Raw genomic sequence first — 13,046 nt, 5'->3', positions numbered from 1 at the left:
CCGTGACCCGACCCGCAGCGACGTTACCCGGCCCGGGAGACAGAAAGGCCTCCCGTGCACCCGGCAGAGCTCGCTTATCCTTGCTGCCTTCCGGCCCTGGGGAGGTTCACGAGGTACCGCCGCACGGGAGGTGACGCCAAGCCTACCCGAAGGGTTGTGGATCTTCCGGGAGGGTGGGGTGGCCCGCCGTCGGGAGACCTGTATCCTGGCTCGCGGAGGATTCGCCTAGAGGCCTAGGGCGCACGCTTGGAAAGCGTGTTGGGTTTACACCCTCACGAGTTCGAATCTCGTATCCTCCGCTCGCTTGAGCAGGAAAAACGACAGGGCCGGCCCCCGCGGGACCGGCCCTGAGTCGTCTCTACGCTCGCCCTCGTCTCACTTGCCATGGTCCGGCCCGCCTGGTTGCTCGCGGCCGGCCGCTCGGCCAGACCGCTGGCGGCTGTCATGAATCGCAGAGATCAGCTCTCCCCGTCACTCGCGCGCAGACACAGGCTGATCTTTTGTCGCACTCCTGACGCTACGTAGTATCAGACCTTCACTTCAGTAAGGATGACCCGGATTCCGCAGGCCAGGTGGCCGCCGCCATTGACCTGCTCGCCGAGGAAGGCCCGGCCCTCGGGCGGCCCCTCGTTGACCATGTGAAGGGCTCCGACTACAAGAACATGAAGGAGCTCCGGCCGGGCTCGGCGGGGGATACGGAGATCAGGATCCTGTTCGCCTTCGACCCCCAGCGGGAGGCCATCCTCCTGGTCGCGGGTGACAAGGCTGGCAACTGGAAAGGCTGGTACGAGACCAGCATCCTCGAAGCGGACCAGAAGTTCACCGAGCACCTGCGAGAGCTGAAGGGACAACGCTGATGGCACGTAGCTGGCGGGACGTTCGCTCCCGCGCCGACCTGAACGAGACCACCGTCGAGCAGCACAAGGAGCGGATGCGCGGCGAGGTCCGCGCCGCGCGCCTGCGCGAGATGCGCGAGCGCAGGGGCCTGACCCAGCAGCAGGTCGCTGACCGCATGAAGGTGTCGCAGCCTCGCGTCGCGACGATCGAGAACGACGAGTTGCCGAAGGCCGAGGTCGGCACTGTTGTGCGTTACATCAGGGCCCTCGGCGGCAACGTGGAGATCGTCGCTGACTTCGAGGGCGAGCGGGTCACCCTCAGCTGAGTGGGCAAGAGACAGACACGAAGGGGCACCGCTTGCGGCGCCCCTTCGGCGTTCCATGGCACTCCTCACCCGGTGCCCAACTGGTCCCGCCGCCGCTTCAAGTACGCCGTCTCCGCGCTGTTCCCCGCCAACTCGATCGCCCGGTCGTACGCCTCCCGCGCCTCCCCACCCCGCCCGATCCGCCGCAGCAGCTCGGCCCGCGTCGCGTGGTACGCGTGATACCCGTCCAGCGGCAACCCCTCCACCTCGGCGAGCGCCACCTGCGGCCCGTCCAGTTCGGCGACCGCCACCGCCCGGTTGAGTCGCACGATCGGCGACGGGTCGACGCGTACCAAGTGGTCGTAGAGCGCGGCGACCTGCGACCAGTCGGTGTCTCGCGCGTCGCGGGCGTCGGTGTGGACGGCGTTTATCGCGGCGAGGATCTGGTAGCGGCCCGGCGGCCGTCCGGCGGCGATGCACGCGCGGACCAGGGCGTGGCCCTCGGCGATGAGGTCGCGGTCCCAGGCGCTGCGGTCCTGCTCGGCGAGGACGACGAGTTCGCCGGTCGCGGAGACCCGGGCGGGCCGGCGGGCCTCGGTCAGCAGCATCAGCGCCAAGAGGCCGGTGACCTCGTGGTCGTCGGGCAGCAGCGTACGGACCAGCCGGGTGAGCCGGATCGCCTCGCCGGTCAGGTCGGCGCGGACCGCCTCCTTGCCGGGGTCGGAGGCGAGGTAGCCCTCGTTGAAGACCAGGTAGAGAACGGCGAGCACGCCGGTGACGCGGGCCGGCAGGTCCTCGCGGGACGGCACCCGGTACGGGATCCCGGCCGCTTTGATCTTCGTCTTGGCCCTGGTGATCCGCCGGCTCATGGCGGCTTCCTGAACCAGGTACGCCCGGGCGATCTCCGGCACTGTGAGTCCGCCGACCAGGCGCAGCGTCAGCGCCACCCGCGCTTCCATGGCCAGCGCCGGATGGCAGCAGGTGAAGATCAGGCGGAGCCGGTCGTCGTCGATGACACCGAGCGGTTCCGGCACGTCGGTCAGCATCAGCGCCTCCCGGTGCTTGTCCTCCCGCCGGCTCTCGCGCCGGATCCGGTCGACGGCCCTGCGGTACGCGACTGTGGTGAGCCACGCGCCGGGGTTCGGCGGCACGCCGTCGGCCGTCCAGCGTTCGACGGCGGCGGCGAACGCCTCGGCGGTCATCTCCTCGGCGACGTCGAGGTCGCCGATGCGTCGGGCGAGCGTGGCGACCACCCGGGCCCACTCCTCGCGGTGGACCCGGGTGAGCGCCTCGCCGATGTCTGTCACGCGGTCAGGAACGGCCGCAGCTCGACCCGCCTGTTGCACCGCTGCGACGCCAGCGCGGCGAGCGGGAGCGCCACGTCGAAGTCCGGCGCCTCGACGATCCAGAATCCGCCGACGTACTCCTTCGTCTCCACGTAGGGGCCGTCGGTGAACACCGGGTTCCCGTCCCGCGCGTCCACGACTGTGGCCGTCTCCGGTGCCACGAGGCCACCGGCGAAGACCCAGTGGCCGTCGGCGCGCAACCGCTCGTTGAACTCACCGATCGCGGCCATCTCCGCGTCGGTGGCCGAGCCGGTGGTGTCGTCGAGTACGGAGATCAGGTACTGCGCCATCGGTTCCTCTTTTACTATCGTCGGCCGCCGTCACCCCGGCTACGAACGCCTCCACCCCGATCCGACCACCTCCGCCGAGATCGACCAGGCGATTCTCGTACGCGAACGCCGAGGCCGCTGCCGACGGCGTGAGGACGGCCGACAATCGTCGGTATGGCCGACGAGCGTCCCCTGTACGAGCGAGATCCGGCAGCCTGGCAGGCCCACCTCGCCGAGGGCAACGCGCGGCAGCCCCGGAAGCGGGTGGGAGCCGACGTACTGCTGCGCAACGGTGACGGCGACGTCCTGCTGGTAGATCCGCGCTACAAGCCGGACTGGGACCTGCCGGGCGGCATGGCGGAGGCGAACGAGCCGCCGCACCTGGCCGCCGAGCGGGAGGTGCGCGAGGAGTTGGGTCTCGAACTGCGCATCGGACCGTTGCTGGTGGTGGACTGGGTTGCACCGCACGGCCCGTGGGACGACAGCCTGATGTTCATCTTCGACGGCGGTGCACTGCCTCCCGCCGAGCCGTTGAAACCGGCTGACGGCGAACTGGCCGACGCACGATTCGTTGCGCTCGATGATGCGCAGGGGCTGCTTCGCCCGTACGTTTGGCATCGGCTGCGTCACGCGGTGGCCGCGCTGAGCGACGGACGCCCGAGGTATCTGACCAACGGAACCACCTGAGATCGTCGTACACATGTTCTATCCACAGCCTGTGGACGCCGAGAGGACCGGATGAGTTACCAGCTCAGCGCCGTGGTCGCCGACGTCGAGCTGCTTCGCGAGCAGACCGCCGACCTGGACCACGCGGTGCTCGCCGCCCTCCGTCAGGACTTCGCGCTGCTGCCGGTGACCCCGCAACTGGTGCAGGAGCTGACCGGCGGGCTGCCGGACTTCGCCACCGACGAGCCGCGCGCCGAGCGCCCGTTCCGGCTGGTGCTCTCGCCGCCGCTGGCGGAGGTGCTGGCCCGCTGGTCGACCAGCGGCCCTGTCGCGTACCTGGAGGCGGAGTTCGCGGGCGGGCTGGGCCACCAGTCGGCGGTGGTGTGGCTCGGCGGCGAGGTCAGCTGGGGGCCGCGGTACGACGCCGCGCTCGACCGGCCGCGTACCGAGTGGCCGATCAACACGGCGCTGGCCAGGCTGGGCGCGGAGCCGGGCGCGTGGATCGACCCGTTCGCCGAGCTGGGCCTGCACCTGGAGCGCGACACCGACGGCTGGCTGACGCACGGCCGGCGCGGGCTGTCCGCCGACTACTGGGACGAGCTGGCCGAAGAGTGGGAACTTCGCCAATCCGGCCAGCACCAGCAACCTCATCGCCCCGGTCCCGTTGGTGACTGGGGGATTGCATGAAATTACGACAATTCGGCTTTATTGCCGTACTGCTTGCTGCCGCATCAGTGGCGGGCAGCGGCGTTCATCCACAGTGGCCGGCCCGGCCAGTCGGCGCCGCCCAGGTGGTCAGCCTGGAGGGCCTGCGCGACGCGGAGTTCGGCGCCACCGAGGCGGACCTGACCCGCCGCGGCGTGCTGCGCGCCGACGAGGAGGCCTGCGGGCCCGCACTCGTCGGACACGGGGCGGTCAGCCCGATCTTCGTTGACGACCGGCTCGTCCTGCTCTGGCTGGACGACCCGATGAGCACACCGGAGGGCATCAGCGCCGGCACGCCGATCGGCGAGGTCCGCGCCGCGTACCCCGGCGCCACCGACCTGCCGGCGCCGCCCGGCAGTCACCGCTTCGCCGGGCTGCTCGCCCGCGACGGCGACCGCGCGTACCTGTTCCTGCACGACGGCGTCACCGTCCGCGAGATCATCGCCGGGTACGCGGACTGGGCCCGCCGCCTCTTCGACGAGGGCTACGGCCCCTGCTGACATTCGGCTCGACCACCTGGCTGTAACCGGTGGCCCCCTGGCGGTGTGTATATGTGTGACGGCCAGGGAGAGGGACGATGCGGATGGGCACGAGCGACGACTTCGACGCCTTCTACGCGGCGACCTCGGCCCGGGTCCTGCACCAGGTCTACGCGGTCTGCGGCGATCTCGGCGAGGCACAGGACGTCGTGCAGGAGGCGTACGCCCGCGCCTGGGCGCGCTGGTCGTCGCTGTCCGGCTACGACTCGCCCGAAGCCTGGGTACGAACGGTCGCGTGGCGGCTGGCCGCCAACCGGTGGCGCAGCGTCCGACGCTGGCTCGCCGCACGGGCGAGACTCGGCCCGTCCACAGAAGCGCCCGAGCCGTCACCGGACCGGGTCGCGGTCCTGGCGGCGCTCCGGCAGCTACCGGAGTCGCAGCGGCGGGTGGTGGTCCTGCACTACCTCTCCGACCTGCCGATCAGCGAGATCGCCGAGACCACCGGGATGCCCGCCGGCACCGTCAAGGTCTACCTGTCCCGTGCGCGGACGGCGCTCGCCCCGCTGCTCGATGCCGACGACGAGCGGAAGGACTCCGATGTCAGCACGCATCCGTGAGGCCATCGCGGCGCTGGAGGACGACACCGCCGCTCTGAACCTGGCGCCGCCCGAGCGGGTCCGCGCGCGCGGCGAGCGCCTACGTCGACGACGGACGGCAGGCGGCGTGGCGCTCGTCGCGGTCCTGACAGTCGCGACAGTGTCCGCCGGCGTGGCCGCGACGAACAACGGAGGTACGGACGCCTCGCCCCCTGTTGGCACGGGAGCCACAGTGAACTGCGGCGATCACGTGCTCGGGCTCATGGACCGCGTACCGGAAGCCGCGATCACCTGCTTCCTCGACGCGGTCCAGGCGCACCGCCCCGCCCGCCTCGCCGTGACCTCGTCGACGGACGAAGGCGACCCGATCCCGACCCTCTACGTCGTCGGCATAGACGGCACGGTGGAGGTGACCACCGACTTCCGCCAGGACAGGTTCGGCGGCGGGCAGGGTCTCGTACTGAAGAGGTGCACCGGCCCCGAGGTCACAAGCGGGAGGATCATGTTCCGGCAGTGCTCGTCGCCGGTACCGCGCTGACCACGCCCCGGCAGCGAGAACGCCCGGCCGAGCTGACAGCGGTCAGTACTTCCGCGTCGGCTCCGCCGGCCCGGCACCCGACACGCTCGCGGGCAGTGCCGGTTGCAGGGCCTCCAGCGCCCGGCTGACGCCCAGGCCGGCGAGGATCGCCAGCGCGAAGACGACAGTCGGCAGCCACCGGGGGCCGTCCGCGACGAGGATGATCATCTGCACCAGGCACAGCAGGGTGACCCCCAGCACGGTGCCCGCGAAGCCGCCCCGCCCGCCGGCCACGCTCACGCCGCCGAGCAGGACGGCGCCGGCCACCAACGTCAGCTGGCCGATGTCGGCCGATGGGATTGCGGCACCGATCCGGCCGGCCAGCAGGACTCCGGCCGCGCCCGCGATCAGGCTGGAACCGCCCAGGCCGATGACCGCGCCCAGCAGCCGTGCACCGAACGGCGACAGCGGCTCCCCGGCGACGACCCGGTTGCCGCTCAGCGCCCGCCGCACCGCCGGGATCGACCACACCACCGCGCCGCCGATCGACAGCAGGAGAAACAGCACCAGCCACCCGGCCCCGGCACCGTCGGACCGGATCCAACCTTCGCTCGCGAGCCGCCGCGGACCGCCGCTGCCGGTGGTGGCGAGCAGAATGCCCTGCGTCAGGGCAAGCCCGCCCAGCGACACCGCCCACCCGGGCGCCTGCAGCAGCCCGGCGATCAGGCCCATCCCGAGACCGAAGAACGCCGCGGCGGCGATCGCGGCGACCGCCGCGACGAGGACCGGGGCGCCGGCGTCGAGCACCTCCGCGTACGTCAGGCCGGCGAGTGCCCCGACTGCGACGACCGCGAGGTTGGGCGTGGCGGTGCGCAGCGACAGCGCGAAGGCGGTCGCCAACAGGCCAGCGGAGGCGATGTTGAACACCAGCGGCGACAGCCGCGACCCGTCCTGGGAGTACCACACCACCGCGGCGACGACGGTCAGCGCCAGCAGCACCGCCTCCCAGATCAGGTGCGGCCGGAAGGAGCCACCGGAACGGGACATGACCGGTCCGGCGGGTGCCAACGGTTGTTCAGGCGTGAGAACCACAGCGATTCCTCCCTTGAGCAGACGCTGACACTAACCCGCAGGAGCTCCGGTGTGACCGATACGGCGACTCGACCGGTCCCTAAGAGAGGACGCCGTCGGACACCAGGAGCGAGTTGTGAACCAGAAACTGCGTGTGCTCTTCGAGCGGGCACTCGAGGTGGAACCCGTACCCCCGACCGGGGAACTGGCCCGGGAGGCCATGGCCGGGGGCGCCGCGCTGCGACGCAGACGCCGGCTGGTCACGGGAGGCACGGCGGCCTGTCTCGTCACGATCGCCGCTGTCCTGGTCGCCCTGAACCTGACGCCGACATCGAGGGAACCGGTGCCGCCGGTGGTGGCGGCCGGCGCGCTGATGCCCTCCGCCGACGCCACCTGTGAGCGACAGTGGGGTGACGAGCCGGTCGACGTCCGCGTCTTCCTGCGGCATGACATCACTGATCAGCAGCGGCTCGACCTACACGACGCGCTCCGGTCGGATCCGCTCGTGCGGAGCGTAACGTTCCAGAGCCGGGACGAGGCGTATGCCAGATTCAAGGAGATGTACCGGAACAGCCCGGATCTGGTCCACGCGGTCAAACCGGAGCAGATGCCCGAGTCCTTCCAGGTCACGTTGACGAGGGCGAAGGACTACTCCGAACTCGTGGCGAACTTCCACGACCGGGACGGCGTCGATCAGGTCCTGGGCGGTCCGTGCCCGGCGCGCTCGGACTCCGGGGAGGGTGAGTGACCAGCGGGCAGATCGACGTACGCGCTACGCCGACCGCCGAACGCCCGGCCGGAGCGCTGGCCCGCTGGAGCGCCGCCCGTCGCCGTGAGCGCAGCAACCGGGACGAGGACTTCAGCGCGTTCGTCGCGGCGACCGCGCCCCGGTTGAGACGCACCGCCTACCTCATGTGCCGGGACTGGCACCTCGCCCAGGACCTGACCCAGATCACGTTCACCCGGATGTACGCCTCATGGGCCCGCATCCGGCATGCCGCGAACCTCGACGCGTACAGCCGCCGGGTGCTCATGAACGCCGTCTTCGACCAGCGGAGCCGGCGCAGCGGCACCGAGGTGGTCTGCGCCGATCTCCCCGAGCGGCCGGAACCGACGGCGGCGACGGACCTGCACGTCGCGTTGATGACCGCGCTGGCGACGCTGCCGATCCGGGACCAGGCGATCGTGGTGCTGCGGCACTGGGAGGACCAGAGCGTCGCCACCGTCGCCAAGATCCTGCGCATCTCCGTATCGGCCGTGAAGATGCGGGACGCCCGGGCGTTGAGCCGGATCCGCGCGCTGCTCGGCGAGGACTTCGCCGGGAGCTGACCCGGAACGCGGAACGCCCGGTCGATCCTCGCGGATCGACCGGGCGTTCTCGCTGTTCACGAGCGGTGGCGGCGGGATTTGAACCCGCGGAGGGCGTAAACCCTCACACGCTTTCGAGGCGTGCTCCTTAGGCCACTCGGACACGCCACCGCCGACGAGGGTACAGGACCGCCGGCTTGGACGCCGAACCGGTATCCCTCGGCCCGGCCTGGCAGGATCTTTGCCATGAGTACGCACATCGGCGCTGAGCCGGGAGAGATCGCCGAGCGGGTCCTGATGCCGGGTGACCCGCTGCGGGCCAAGTGGATCGCGGAGACCTACCTGGAGGGGGCCCGCTGCTACACGACGGTGCGCGGCATGCTGGGCTTCACCGGCAAGTGGAACGGCGTTGACGTGTCCGTCCAGGGCTCCGGCATGGGCATGCCGTCCGCCTCGATCTACGCCCACGAGCTGGTAAACGAGTACGGCGTGAAGTCGCTGATCCGGGTCGGCTCCTGCGGCGCGCTGACCGAGGATCTGCAGCTGCGGGACGTGGTGGCGGCGATCGGCTCGTCCACCGACTCGAACATGAACCGGATGCGCTTCGACGGGCTGATCGACTACGCCCCGGTGGCCGACTTCGGGTTGCTGCGTACCTCGGTCGAGGTGGCCGAGCGGCGCGGCATCAGCATGCGGGTGGGGCCGATCCTGGCGGCGGACGCCTTCTACACGGACCGGCCGGACCTGTACGACACGCTCGCCGACTACGGCGTGCTGGCGGTGGAGATGGAGTCGGCGGCGCTCTACACGATCGCGGCGCGCTTCAAGGCCCGCGCGCTGACGATCCTGACCGTCAGCGACCACATCAAGACCGGCGAGAAGACCACGTCGCAGGAGCGTGAGCAGACGTTCGGCCAGATGGTCGAGATCGCGCTGGACACCATCATCGCCTGACCTGATCGACCCTGGGCCGCCCCGTCACCGCAAGGTGGCGGGGCGGTCGCGCGTTACCGGGGTCACAAAAATAAATACGACCGGTCGTGCTTGTTTCCCGATACGCTGCCCGCATGACCTCCGACGGCCGCGTCGCCCGTGGCGACCGCACCCGCACCGCGGTGCTGGACACCGCCGTGGCGCTGGCCACCGAGGTCGGCCTGCACGGCCTCTCCCTGGCCCAGCTCGCCGACCGGCTGGAGGTGAGCAAGTCCGGCCTCTTCGCGCACTGGCGCTCCAAGGAGGCGCTGCAACTCGCCACCGTCGACCGGGCCGTCGCGCAGTGGCAGGAAATGATCGTCGCGCCCGCCCTGGAGGCGCCCCGGGGCGTACGCCGGCTGCGCGCGCTGCACGAGGCCCGGATCGACTTCTACGCCGCCCGGGTGCTGCCCGGCGGCTGCTTCTTCGCCAACACCGAGTTCGAGTACAACGCCCGCCCCGGCCCGGTCCGCGACCGGCTCGCCGAGGCGTTCGCCCGCTGGACCGCGCTGCTGGAACGCCTCGTCCAGGAGGCGGTGGACCTCGGCGAACTCCCCGCCGACCTGGACGTGCCACTGCTCGCGTACGAGATCGACGCGCTGGGGATCAGCGCGGTGATGCGGTCCCGGCTGCTCGACCCGGACGCCACCTACCGGCACGCCCGCCAGGGCCTGCTGACCCGGCTGCGGGCGCTCTGCCCGGATCCGACCCTGCTACCGGAAGGCCAGTCATGAGCCACACCACAGTCGAGCGGCAGGCCGCCGAGTTCGGGCACGTCGCGCACGTGCCGGTGCACTTCGACGACCTCGACGCCATGGGCCTGCTGCACAACGCCCGCTACGCGGTGCTGCTGGAACGCGCGCTCACGCCGTACTGGGCCGAGCGCGGCGTCGCCTTCCGCGGCGACGTGCACGCCGCGCCGGACGTGTTCCACGCGGTCCGCGAGTTCACCATCAGCTACCGCGCGCCGGTCACCGGCGTCGGCACTGTGGCTGTGCACTTCTGGCTGGAGCACTTCGGCACCAGCAGCGCCCGGTACGCCTTCGAGTTCCGCTCGACCGACGGCGCCACCGTGCACGCCACCGGCACCCGGTCGATCGTCCGGCTCGACCCGGCGACGTTGCGCCCGACCGCGTGGACCGAGGTCGCCCAGGGGGTCGCCGCGACGCTGCTGCGCCCGGCGCCGACGAGCGCCTGAGCCGAGCACACCTCAGCGGAAGAACGCGCGCAGCAACGCCGCGCTCTCGCGTTCCAGCACGCCGCCGTACACCTCGGGGCGGTGCGTGACGCGGCGGTCGCGCAGCACGTCCCAGAGCGACCCGACCGCGCCGGTCTTGGGTTCCCACGCGCCGAACACCACTGTCGAGACGCGGGCCAGCGCGATCGCCCCGGCGCACATGGTGCACGGCTCCAGCGTCACGACGAGCGTGCAGTCGTCCAGCCGCCAGCGGCCCAGCCGCTGCGCGGCCCGGCGCAGCGCCAGCACCTCGGCGTGCGCGGTCGGGTCGCCGGTCAGCTCCCGCTCGTTGCGCCCGATCGCCAGTTCGGCGCCGTCGGGGCCGTAGAGCACCGCGCCGACCGGCACGTCGTCGGCGTCGGGGATCGCCTCGTCCGGGCCGGTCACCGCGACCTCCAGGGCCCGGCGCATCCACAGCTCGTGCCGCTGCCGGCGGCCGACCGCGCCCGGTTCGGCGAGCGCCTCGTCCGCGCCGGGACCGACGCGCGCGGCCCGGCCGGGGGTGGGCTGCCCCGGGCGTACGGTCTCCAGCGCCGGATCGGTCGCGTCGGCGGGTTCGGCGGCGCCGGGCGTCCGGGACTCCCCGGGCTCAGACCTCACGCAACTCCTCAACCTCGTCCACGCAGCCGAGCACCTGGCAGATCTCGGCGGTGACGTCGGCCGGCATGGAACCCTCGTGTGCGCAGAGCGCGAGCAGCTTCTGCGCCGGGATGCCCAGGTCGGCCAGCAGGTCCGCGTCACCGACCGGGTCGGCCTCCGGGTCCACAGCGGGCTGCTCGTTGTCGTCGTCCCCGCTGGAGGCGCGCGGCTCGTCGACCTCCTCCAGCCCGGTCACCGACGTCTTCAGGTCGCCGACCAGCAGCGCGCCCAGGCGGGACTCCTCCGCGAACGCCGAGTCGGAGCCGAAGACCCGCAGGTCCTCCCCCTCGTCCAGGCGCAGGACGACCAGGTACGTGTCGTCGGCCTCGACGAACAGCAGCGACAGGTCGGCGTCCGGCTCGACGTCGCGCAGCCGGTCCGCCACCTCCTCGATGTCGGTGACGCCCCGCAGGCTCACCTCGCCCGCGGTCCAGCCGCCGTCGACGCGCGCCACGGCAGCAGCGAAGTACGACACGGTCCCCCCAAATTGGCCTCGGCAGCACGCCGACAGGTCACGCGATGCACGTTAACCGGTCGGGTCGGCGGGCGACCGGTCAACGCCCCGTAAGGGCCGGCCGTTCTGAAGAGAAAGCCGGTCAGCCGACGACGCGCCGACGGGTGGCGATGAGTTGGCGCAGCCGCTCGGTACGCGCGCGCTGTGGTCGCTGGCGCTGCTGCACCGCGCGGGCACCGGCCAACTCGGCAAGGAGTTGCAGGCGACGGCGGCTCCGCTCGGGGTCGAGCCGCGGCGGTGTGGTCCAGGCCATACCGCCGAGGGTGGACCGTCACCGCGCGAACGTCAAGGTGGCCTTCGCTACGCAGCGAAACCGGCACCCATGGTCACCAGAGCGGCCAGTCGCCGGTCTGCGCCCACCGCATCGCGACCAGCGCGGCGGCGATGCTCCAACCACCGGCGGTGACGATCGCGACCCCGGTGGCGACCCCCCGGTCACCGTGGCGGACCAGCACCGCAGCCGCCGCCCAGGCCAGGGCGCCGGCCAGCAGAGTCCACCAGGCGTAACCCGCGATGTTGCGGCCGAGCAGCCCGAACAGCAGCAACCAGGCGAACGCGACGAGCGCGCCGACCGCGACCCCGGCGCCGGTGATCGGGTACGGCTCGCGGTAGCTGGGCCGGATCGGCGCGTTGGACGGGAAGAGTCCCGAGGGGGTACGCGGCGGAGGCGGGAACGCCCCCGGACCGGTCCCCTCGGGTCCGCCCTGCCACCCGTACGTCACCACCGCCCCCTTCCCCGAACGATCCACGTCGGCGTCACGCACAGTGACCGGCGGGTGTGACGCGGTCGCGGCGTTCGTCCCTACGGTAGTGGTCTGTCAGGATGACCGGATGCGCTCGCCATCGATCGGACGCCGGACGCGGCCGGCGTACCCGGTCCTGCTGCTCGTCGCGGCGCTCGCCGCCGGGGGGTGTGGCGCCTCCACCGGGCGCGCCGACAGGTGGCAGGAACCGAGCCCGATCGCGACGGGCGCGCAGCCCGCCGACCCGGCGAGCCCGGCACCGCCGACCGCCTCCCCGCCGTCGCCGGCCCGCACGGACGTGAAGCGGGTCTTCCCCGTCCGCGCCGGCAACGTCGACTACCACCCGACGCACGGCGGCTACCCGGGCACCGACGTGTTCGCCGACTGCGGCGAGCCGGTGGTGGCGGTCACCGACGGCGTGGTGCTGGAGGTGAGCCGGGTCGACCGGTTCGACAAGCGCGGGCCGCAGGGGCCGAACAACGGCGGGCTCTCCGTCTCGCTGCTCGGCGACGACGGGGTGCGCTACTACGGCTCGCACCTGAGCGCGATCGCGGCCGGCATCGACCCGGGCGTACGGGTCCGGGCCGGGCAGCAGCTCGGCAAGGTCGGCCGTACCGGCAACGCCAACAACGTCTGTCACCTGCACTTCGGACTCTCCCCGAAGTGCACGGGAAAGGACGACTGGTGGATCCGCCGGGGCGTGGTCTGGCCGGCGCCCTACCTGAACTCGTGGCGCAAGGACGGCAACCGCTCGCCGGTCGCCGAGGTCACCGCCTGGCAGCGCAAGCACGGCTGCCCGGCGTCGCCGGGCCGGTCCACCACTGGCGGCTGACGGTGCGGGGT

At 71.8% G+C, this 13,046-nt stretch carries 19 protein-coding genes, 2 tRNA genes, 1 other RNA gene and 1 pseudogene; 14 read left to right on the top strand and 9 right to left on the bottom strand.

Annotated elements, in window-relative coordinates:
* Positions 1 to 43: 43 nt before the first annotated feature.
* An RNA gene (ffs, locus tag O7542_RS27210) (signal recognition particle sRNA small type) lies at positions 44 to 133 on the bottom strand.
* A gap of 81 nt (positions 134 to 214) precedes the next feature.
* On the opposite strand from ffs, the gene O7542_RS27205 reads away from it, so the two are divergent.
* From O7542_RS27205 to O7542_RS27195, 3 genes and pseudogenes are all read left to right on the top strand, one after another.
* Positions 215 to 299 (top strand) — tRNA-Ser (locus O7542_RS27205).
* A gap of 264 nt (positions 300 to 563) precedes the next feature.
* Positions 564 to 857, top strand: a pseudogene (locus O7542_RS27200) (type II toxin-antitoxin system RelE/ParE family toxin); the annotation flags it as partial.
* Positions 857 to 1,162: a helix-turn-helix domain-containing protein gene (locus O7542_RS27195; RefSeq protein ID WP_281605391.1), complete on the top strand. Its 306-nt coding sequence runs from the start codon at positions 857 to 859 to the stop codon at positions 1,160 to 1,162. The pseudogene O7542_RS27200 and the gene O7542_RS27195, both read left to right, overlap by 1 nt.
* 65 nt (positions 1,163 to 1,227) lie before the next feature.
* Here O7542_RS27195 and O7542_RS27190 read toward each other — a convergent pair whose 3' ends face one another.
* Positions 1,228 to 2,448: an RNA polymerase sigma factor gene (locus O7542_RS27190; protein WP_281605390.1), complete on the bottom strand. Its 1,221-nt coding sequence runs from the start codon at positions 2,446 to 2,448 to the stop codon at positions 1,228 to 1,230.
* Entirely contained in the window at positions 2,445 to 2,777 is a 333-nt protein-coding gene (locus tag O7542_RS27185) for a YciI family protein (RefSeq protein WP_281605389.1), read from the bottom strand. The genes O7542_RS27190 and O7542_RS27185 overlap by 4 nt, the downstream gene beginning before the upstream one ends.
* 153 nt (positions 2,778 to 2,930) lie before the next feature.
* Here O7542_RS27185 and O7542_RS27180 point away from each other — a divergent pair, with 153 nt between their 5' ends.
* From O7542_RS27180 to O7542_RS27160, 5 genes are all read left to right on the top strand, one after another.
* Entirely contained in the window at positions 2,931 to 3,443 is a 513-nt protein-coding gene (locus tag O7542_RS27180; protein WP_210870671.1) for an NUDIX hydrolase, read from the top strand.
* 51 nt (positions 3,444 to 3,494) lie between these two features.
* A complete protein-coding gene (locus O7542_RS27175; RefSeq protein ID WP_043327831.1) occupies positions 3,495 to 4,109 on the top strand; it encodes a hypothetical protein in 615 nt (204 codons plus the stop codon).
* The gene (locus tag O7542_RS27170) at positions 4,106 to 4,627 is read left to right on the top strand and encodes a hypothetical protein (RefSeq protein WP_043327830.1); all 522 of its coding nucleotides are present in this window, start codon (positions 4,106 to 4,108) and stop codon (positions 4,625 to 4,627) included. The genes O7542_RS27175 and O7542_RS27170 overlap by 4 nt, the downstream gene beginning before the upstream one ends.
* Before the next feature lie 83 nt (positions 4,628 to 4,710).
* On the top strand, positions 4,711 to 5,223 hold the full coding sequence (locus O7542_RS27165) for a SigE family RNA polymerase sigma factor (RefSeq protein ID WP_036343304.1): 513 nt from the start codon (positions 4,711 to 4,713) through the stop codon (positions 5,221 to 5,223).
* Positions 5,204 to 5,740: a DUF4362 domain-containing protein gene (locus tag O7542_RS27160; protein ID WP_281605387.1), complete on the top strand. Its 537-nt coding sequence runs from the start codon at positions 5,204 to 5,206 to the stop codon at positions 5,738 to 5,740. Before O7542_RS27165 ends, O7542_RS27160 begins: the two co-directional genes overlap by 20 nt.
* Before the next feature lie 42 nt (positions 5,741 to 5,782).
* Here the strand turns inward: O7542_RS27160 and O7542_RS27155 are convergent, their stop codons facing one another.
* Positions 5,783 to 6,766, bottom strand: a complete 984-nt coding sequence (locus O7542_RS27155) for a hypothetical protein (protein ID WP_281605386.1) — start codon at positions 6,764 to 6,766, stop codon at positions 5,783 to 5,785.
* A gap of 160 nt (positions 6,767 to 6,926) precedes the next feature.
* Between O7542_RS27155 and O7542_RS27150 the strand changes: the two genes are divergently transcribed.
* Both O7542_RS27150 and O7542_RS27145 read left to right on the top strand, forming a co-directional pair.
* Complete coding sequence (locus O7542_RS27150; protein ID WP_281605385.1) at positions 6,927 to 7,538, top strand: permease-like cell division protein FtsX; 612 nt, start codon at positions 6,927 to 6,929, stop codon at positions 7,536 to 7,538.
* Entirely contained in the window at positions 7,535 to 8,119 is a 585-nt protein-coding gene (locus O7542_RS27145; RefSeq protein WP_274476996.1) for a SigE family RNA polymerase sigma factor, read from the top strand. The genes O7542_RS27150 and O7542_RS27145 overlap by 4 nt, the downstream gene beginning before the upstream one ends.
* Before the next feature lie 63 nt (positions 8,120 to 8,182).
* Here the strand turns inward: O7542_RS27145 and O7542_RS27140 are convergent.
* Positions 8,183 to 8,269: transfer RNA gene (locus O7542_RS27140), tRNA-Ser, on the bottom strand.
* Positions 8,270 to 8,344: 75 nt separating this feature from the next.
* Here O7542_RS27140 and deoD point away from each other — a divergent pair.
* The 3 genes from deoD (at position 8,345) to O7542_RS27125 (ending at position 10,268) form a co-directional block, all read left to right on the top strand.
* Positions 8,345 to 9,052, top strand: a complete 708-nt coding sequence (gene deoD / locus O7542_RS27135; RefSeq protein ID WP_043327826.1) for a purine-nucleoside phosphorylase — start codon at positions 8,345 to 8,347, stop codon at positions 9,050 to 9,052.
* Positions 9,053 to 9,165: 113 nt separating this feature from the next.
* The gene (locus O7542_RS27130; protein ID WP_030502134.1) at positions 9,166 to 9,804 is read left to right on the top strand and encodes a TetR/AcrR family transcriptional regulator; all 639 of its coding nucleotides are present in this window, start codon (positions 9,166 to 9,168) and stop codon (positions 9,802 to 9,804) included.
* Positions 9,801 to 10,268: a thioesterase family protein gene (locus O7542_RS27125; protein WP_043327825.1), complete on the top strand. Its 468-nt coding sequence runs from the start codon at positions 9,801 to 9,803 to the stop codon at positions 10,266 to 10,268. The genes O7542_RS27130 and O7542_RS27125 overlap by 4 nt, the downstream gene beginning before the upstream one ends.
* Before the next feature lie 12 nt (positions 10,269 to 10,280).
* Here the strand turns inward: O7542_RS27125 and O7542_RS27120 are convergent, their stop codons facing one another.
* From O7542_RS27120 to O7542_RS27105, 4 genes are all read right to left on the bottom strand, one after another.
* On the bottom strand, positions 10,281 to 10,724 hold the full coding sequence (locus O7542_RS27120) for a nucleoside deaminase (RefSeq protein WP_338104090.1): 444 nt from the start codon (positions 10,722 to 10,724) through the stop codon (positions 10,281 to 10,283).
* A gap of 172 nt (positions 10,725 to 10,896) precedes the next feature.
* Positions 10,897 to 11,421, bottom strand: a complete 525-nt coding sequence (locus O7542_RS27115) for a tRNA adenosine deaminase-associated protein (RefSeq protein WP_043327823.1) — start codon at positions 11,419 to 11,421, stop codon at positions 10,897 to 10,899.
* A 121-nt stretch (positions 11,422 to 11,542) separates the two neighbouring features.
* Complete coding sequence (locus O7542_RS27110; protein ID WP_166457820.1) at positions 11,543 to 11,713, bottom strand: hypothetical protein; 171 nt, start codon at positions 11,711 to 11,713, stop codon at positions 11,543 to 11,545.
* A 73-nt stretch (positions 11,714 to 11,786) separates the two neighbouring features.
* Positions 11,787 to 12,083: a hypothetical protein gene (locus O7542_RS27105; RefSeq protein ID WP_281606510.1), complete on the bottom strand. Its 297-nt coding sequence runs from the start codon at positions 12,081 to 12,083 to the stop codon at positions 11,787 to 11,789.
* A 208-nt stretch (positions 12,084 to 12,291) separates the two neighbouring features.
* Between O7542_RS27105 and O7542_RS27100 the strand changes: the two genes are divergently transcribed.
* Positions 12,292 to 13,035: a M23 family metallopeptidase gene (locus tag O7542_RS27100; RefSeq protein ID WP_069088842.1), complete on the top strand. Its 744-nt coding sequence runs from the start codon at positions 12,292 to 12,294 to the stop codon at positions 13,033 to 13,035.
* The last annotated feature ends 11 nt before the right edge of the window (positions 13,036 to 13,046 follow it).

The organism is Micromonospora sp. WMMC264, from assembly GCF_027497275.1.
GTDB classification, from domain to species: Bacteria; Actinomycetota; Actinomycetes; order Mycobacteriales; family Micromonosporaceae; genus Micromonospora; species Micromonospora chalcea.
Note: the sequence above shows the minus strand (reverse complement) of the source record. Positions and strands in the feature narration are given on the sequence as shown.

Bases quoted from the DNA above. Each gene is read 5' to 3' on its own strand.
- O7542_RS27195 (WP_281605391.1), top strand. From the start codon at position 857: ATGGCACGTAGCTGGCGGGACGTTCGCTCCCGCGCCGACCTGAACGAG.
- O7542_RS27185 (WP_281605389.1), bottom strand. From the start codon at position 2,777: ATGGCGCAGTACCTGATCTCCGTACTCGACGACACCACCGGCTCGGCC.
- O7542_RS27180 (WP_210870671.1), top strand. From the start codon at position 2,931: ATGGCCGACGAGCGTCCCCTGTACGAGCGAGATCCGGCAGCCTGGCAG.
- O7542_RS27175 (WP_043327831.1), top strand. From the start codon at position 3,495: ATGAGTTACCAGCTCAGCGCCGTGGTCGCCGACGTCGAGCTGCTTCGC.
- O7542_RS27170 (WP_043327830.1), top strand. From the start codon at position 4,106: ATGAAATTACGACAATTCGGCTTTATTGCCGTACTGCTTGCTGCCGCA.
- O7542_RS27165 (WP_036343304.1), top strand. From the start codon at position 4,711: ATGGGCACGAGCGACGACTTCGACGCCTTCTACGCGGCGACCTCGGCC.
- O7542_RS27160 (WP_281605387.1), top strand. From the start codon at position 5,204: ATGTCAGCACGCATCCGTGAGGCCATCGCGGCGCTGGAGGACGACACC.
- O7542_RS27155 (WP_281605386.1), bottom strand. From the start codon at position 6,766: ATGTCCCGTTCCGGTGGCTCCTTCCGGCCGCACCTGATCTGGGAGGCG.
- deoD (WP_043327826.1), top strand. From the start codon at position 8,345: ATGAGTACGCACATCGGCGCTGAGCCGGGAGAGATCGCCGAGCGGGTC.
- O7542_RS27130 (WP_030502134.1), top strand. From the start codon at position 9,166: ATGACCTCCGACGGCCGCGTCGCCCGTGGCGACCGCACCCGCACCGCG.
- O7542_RS27125 (WP_043327825.1), top strand. From the start codon at position 9,801: ATGAGCCACACCACAGTCGAGCGGCAGGCCGCCGAGTTCGGGCACGTC.
- O7542_RS27110 (WP_166457820.1), bottom strand. From the start codon at position 11,713: ATGGCCTGGACCACACCGCCGCGGCTCGACCCCGAGCGGAGCCGCCGT.
- O7542_RS27100 (WP_069088842.1), top strand. From the start codon at position 12,292: ATGCGCTCGCCATCGATCGGACGCCGGACGCGGCCGGCGTACCCGGTC.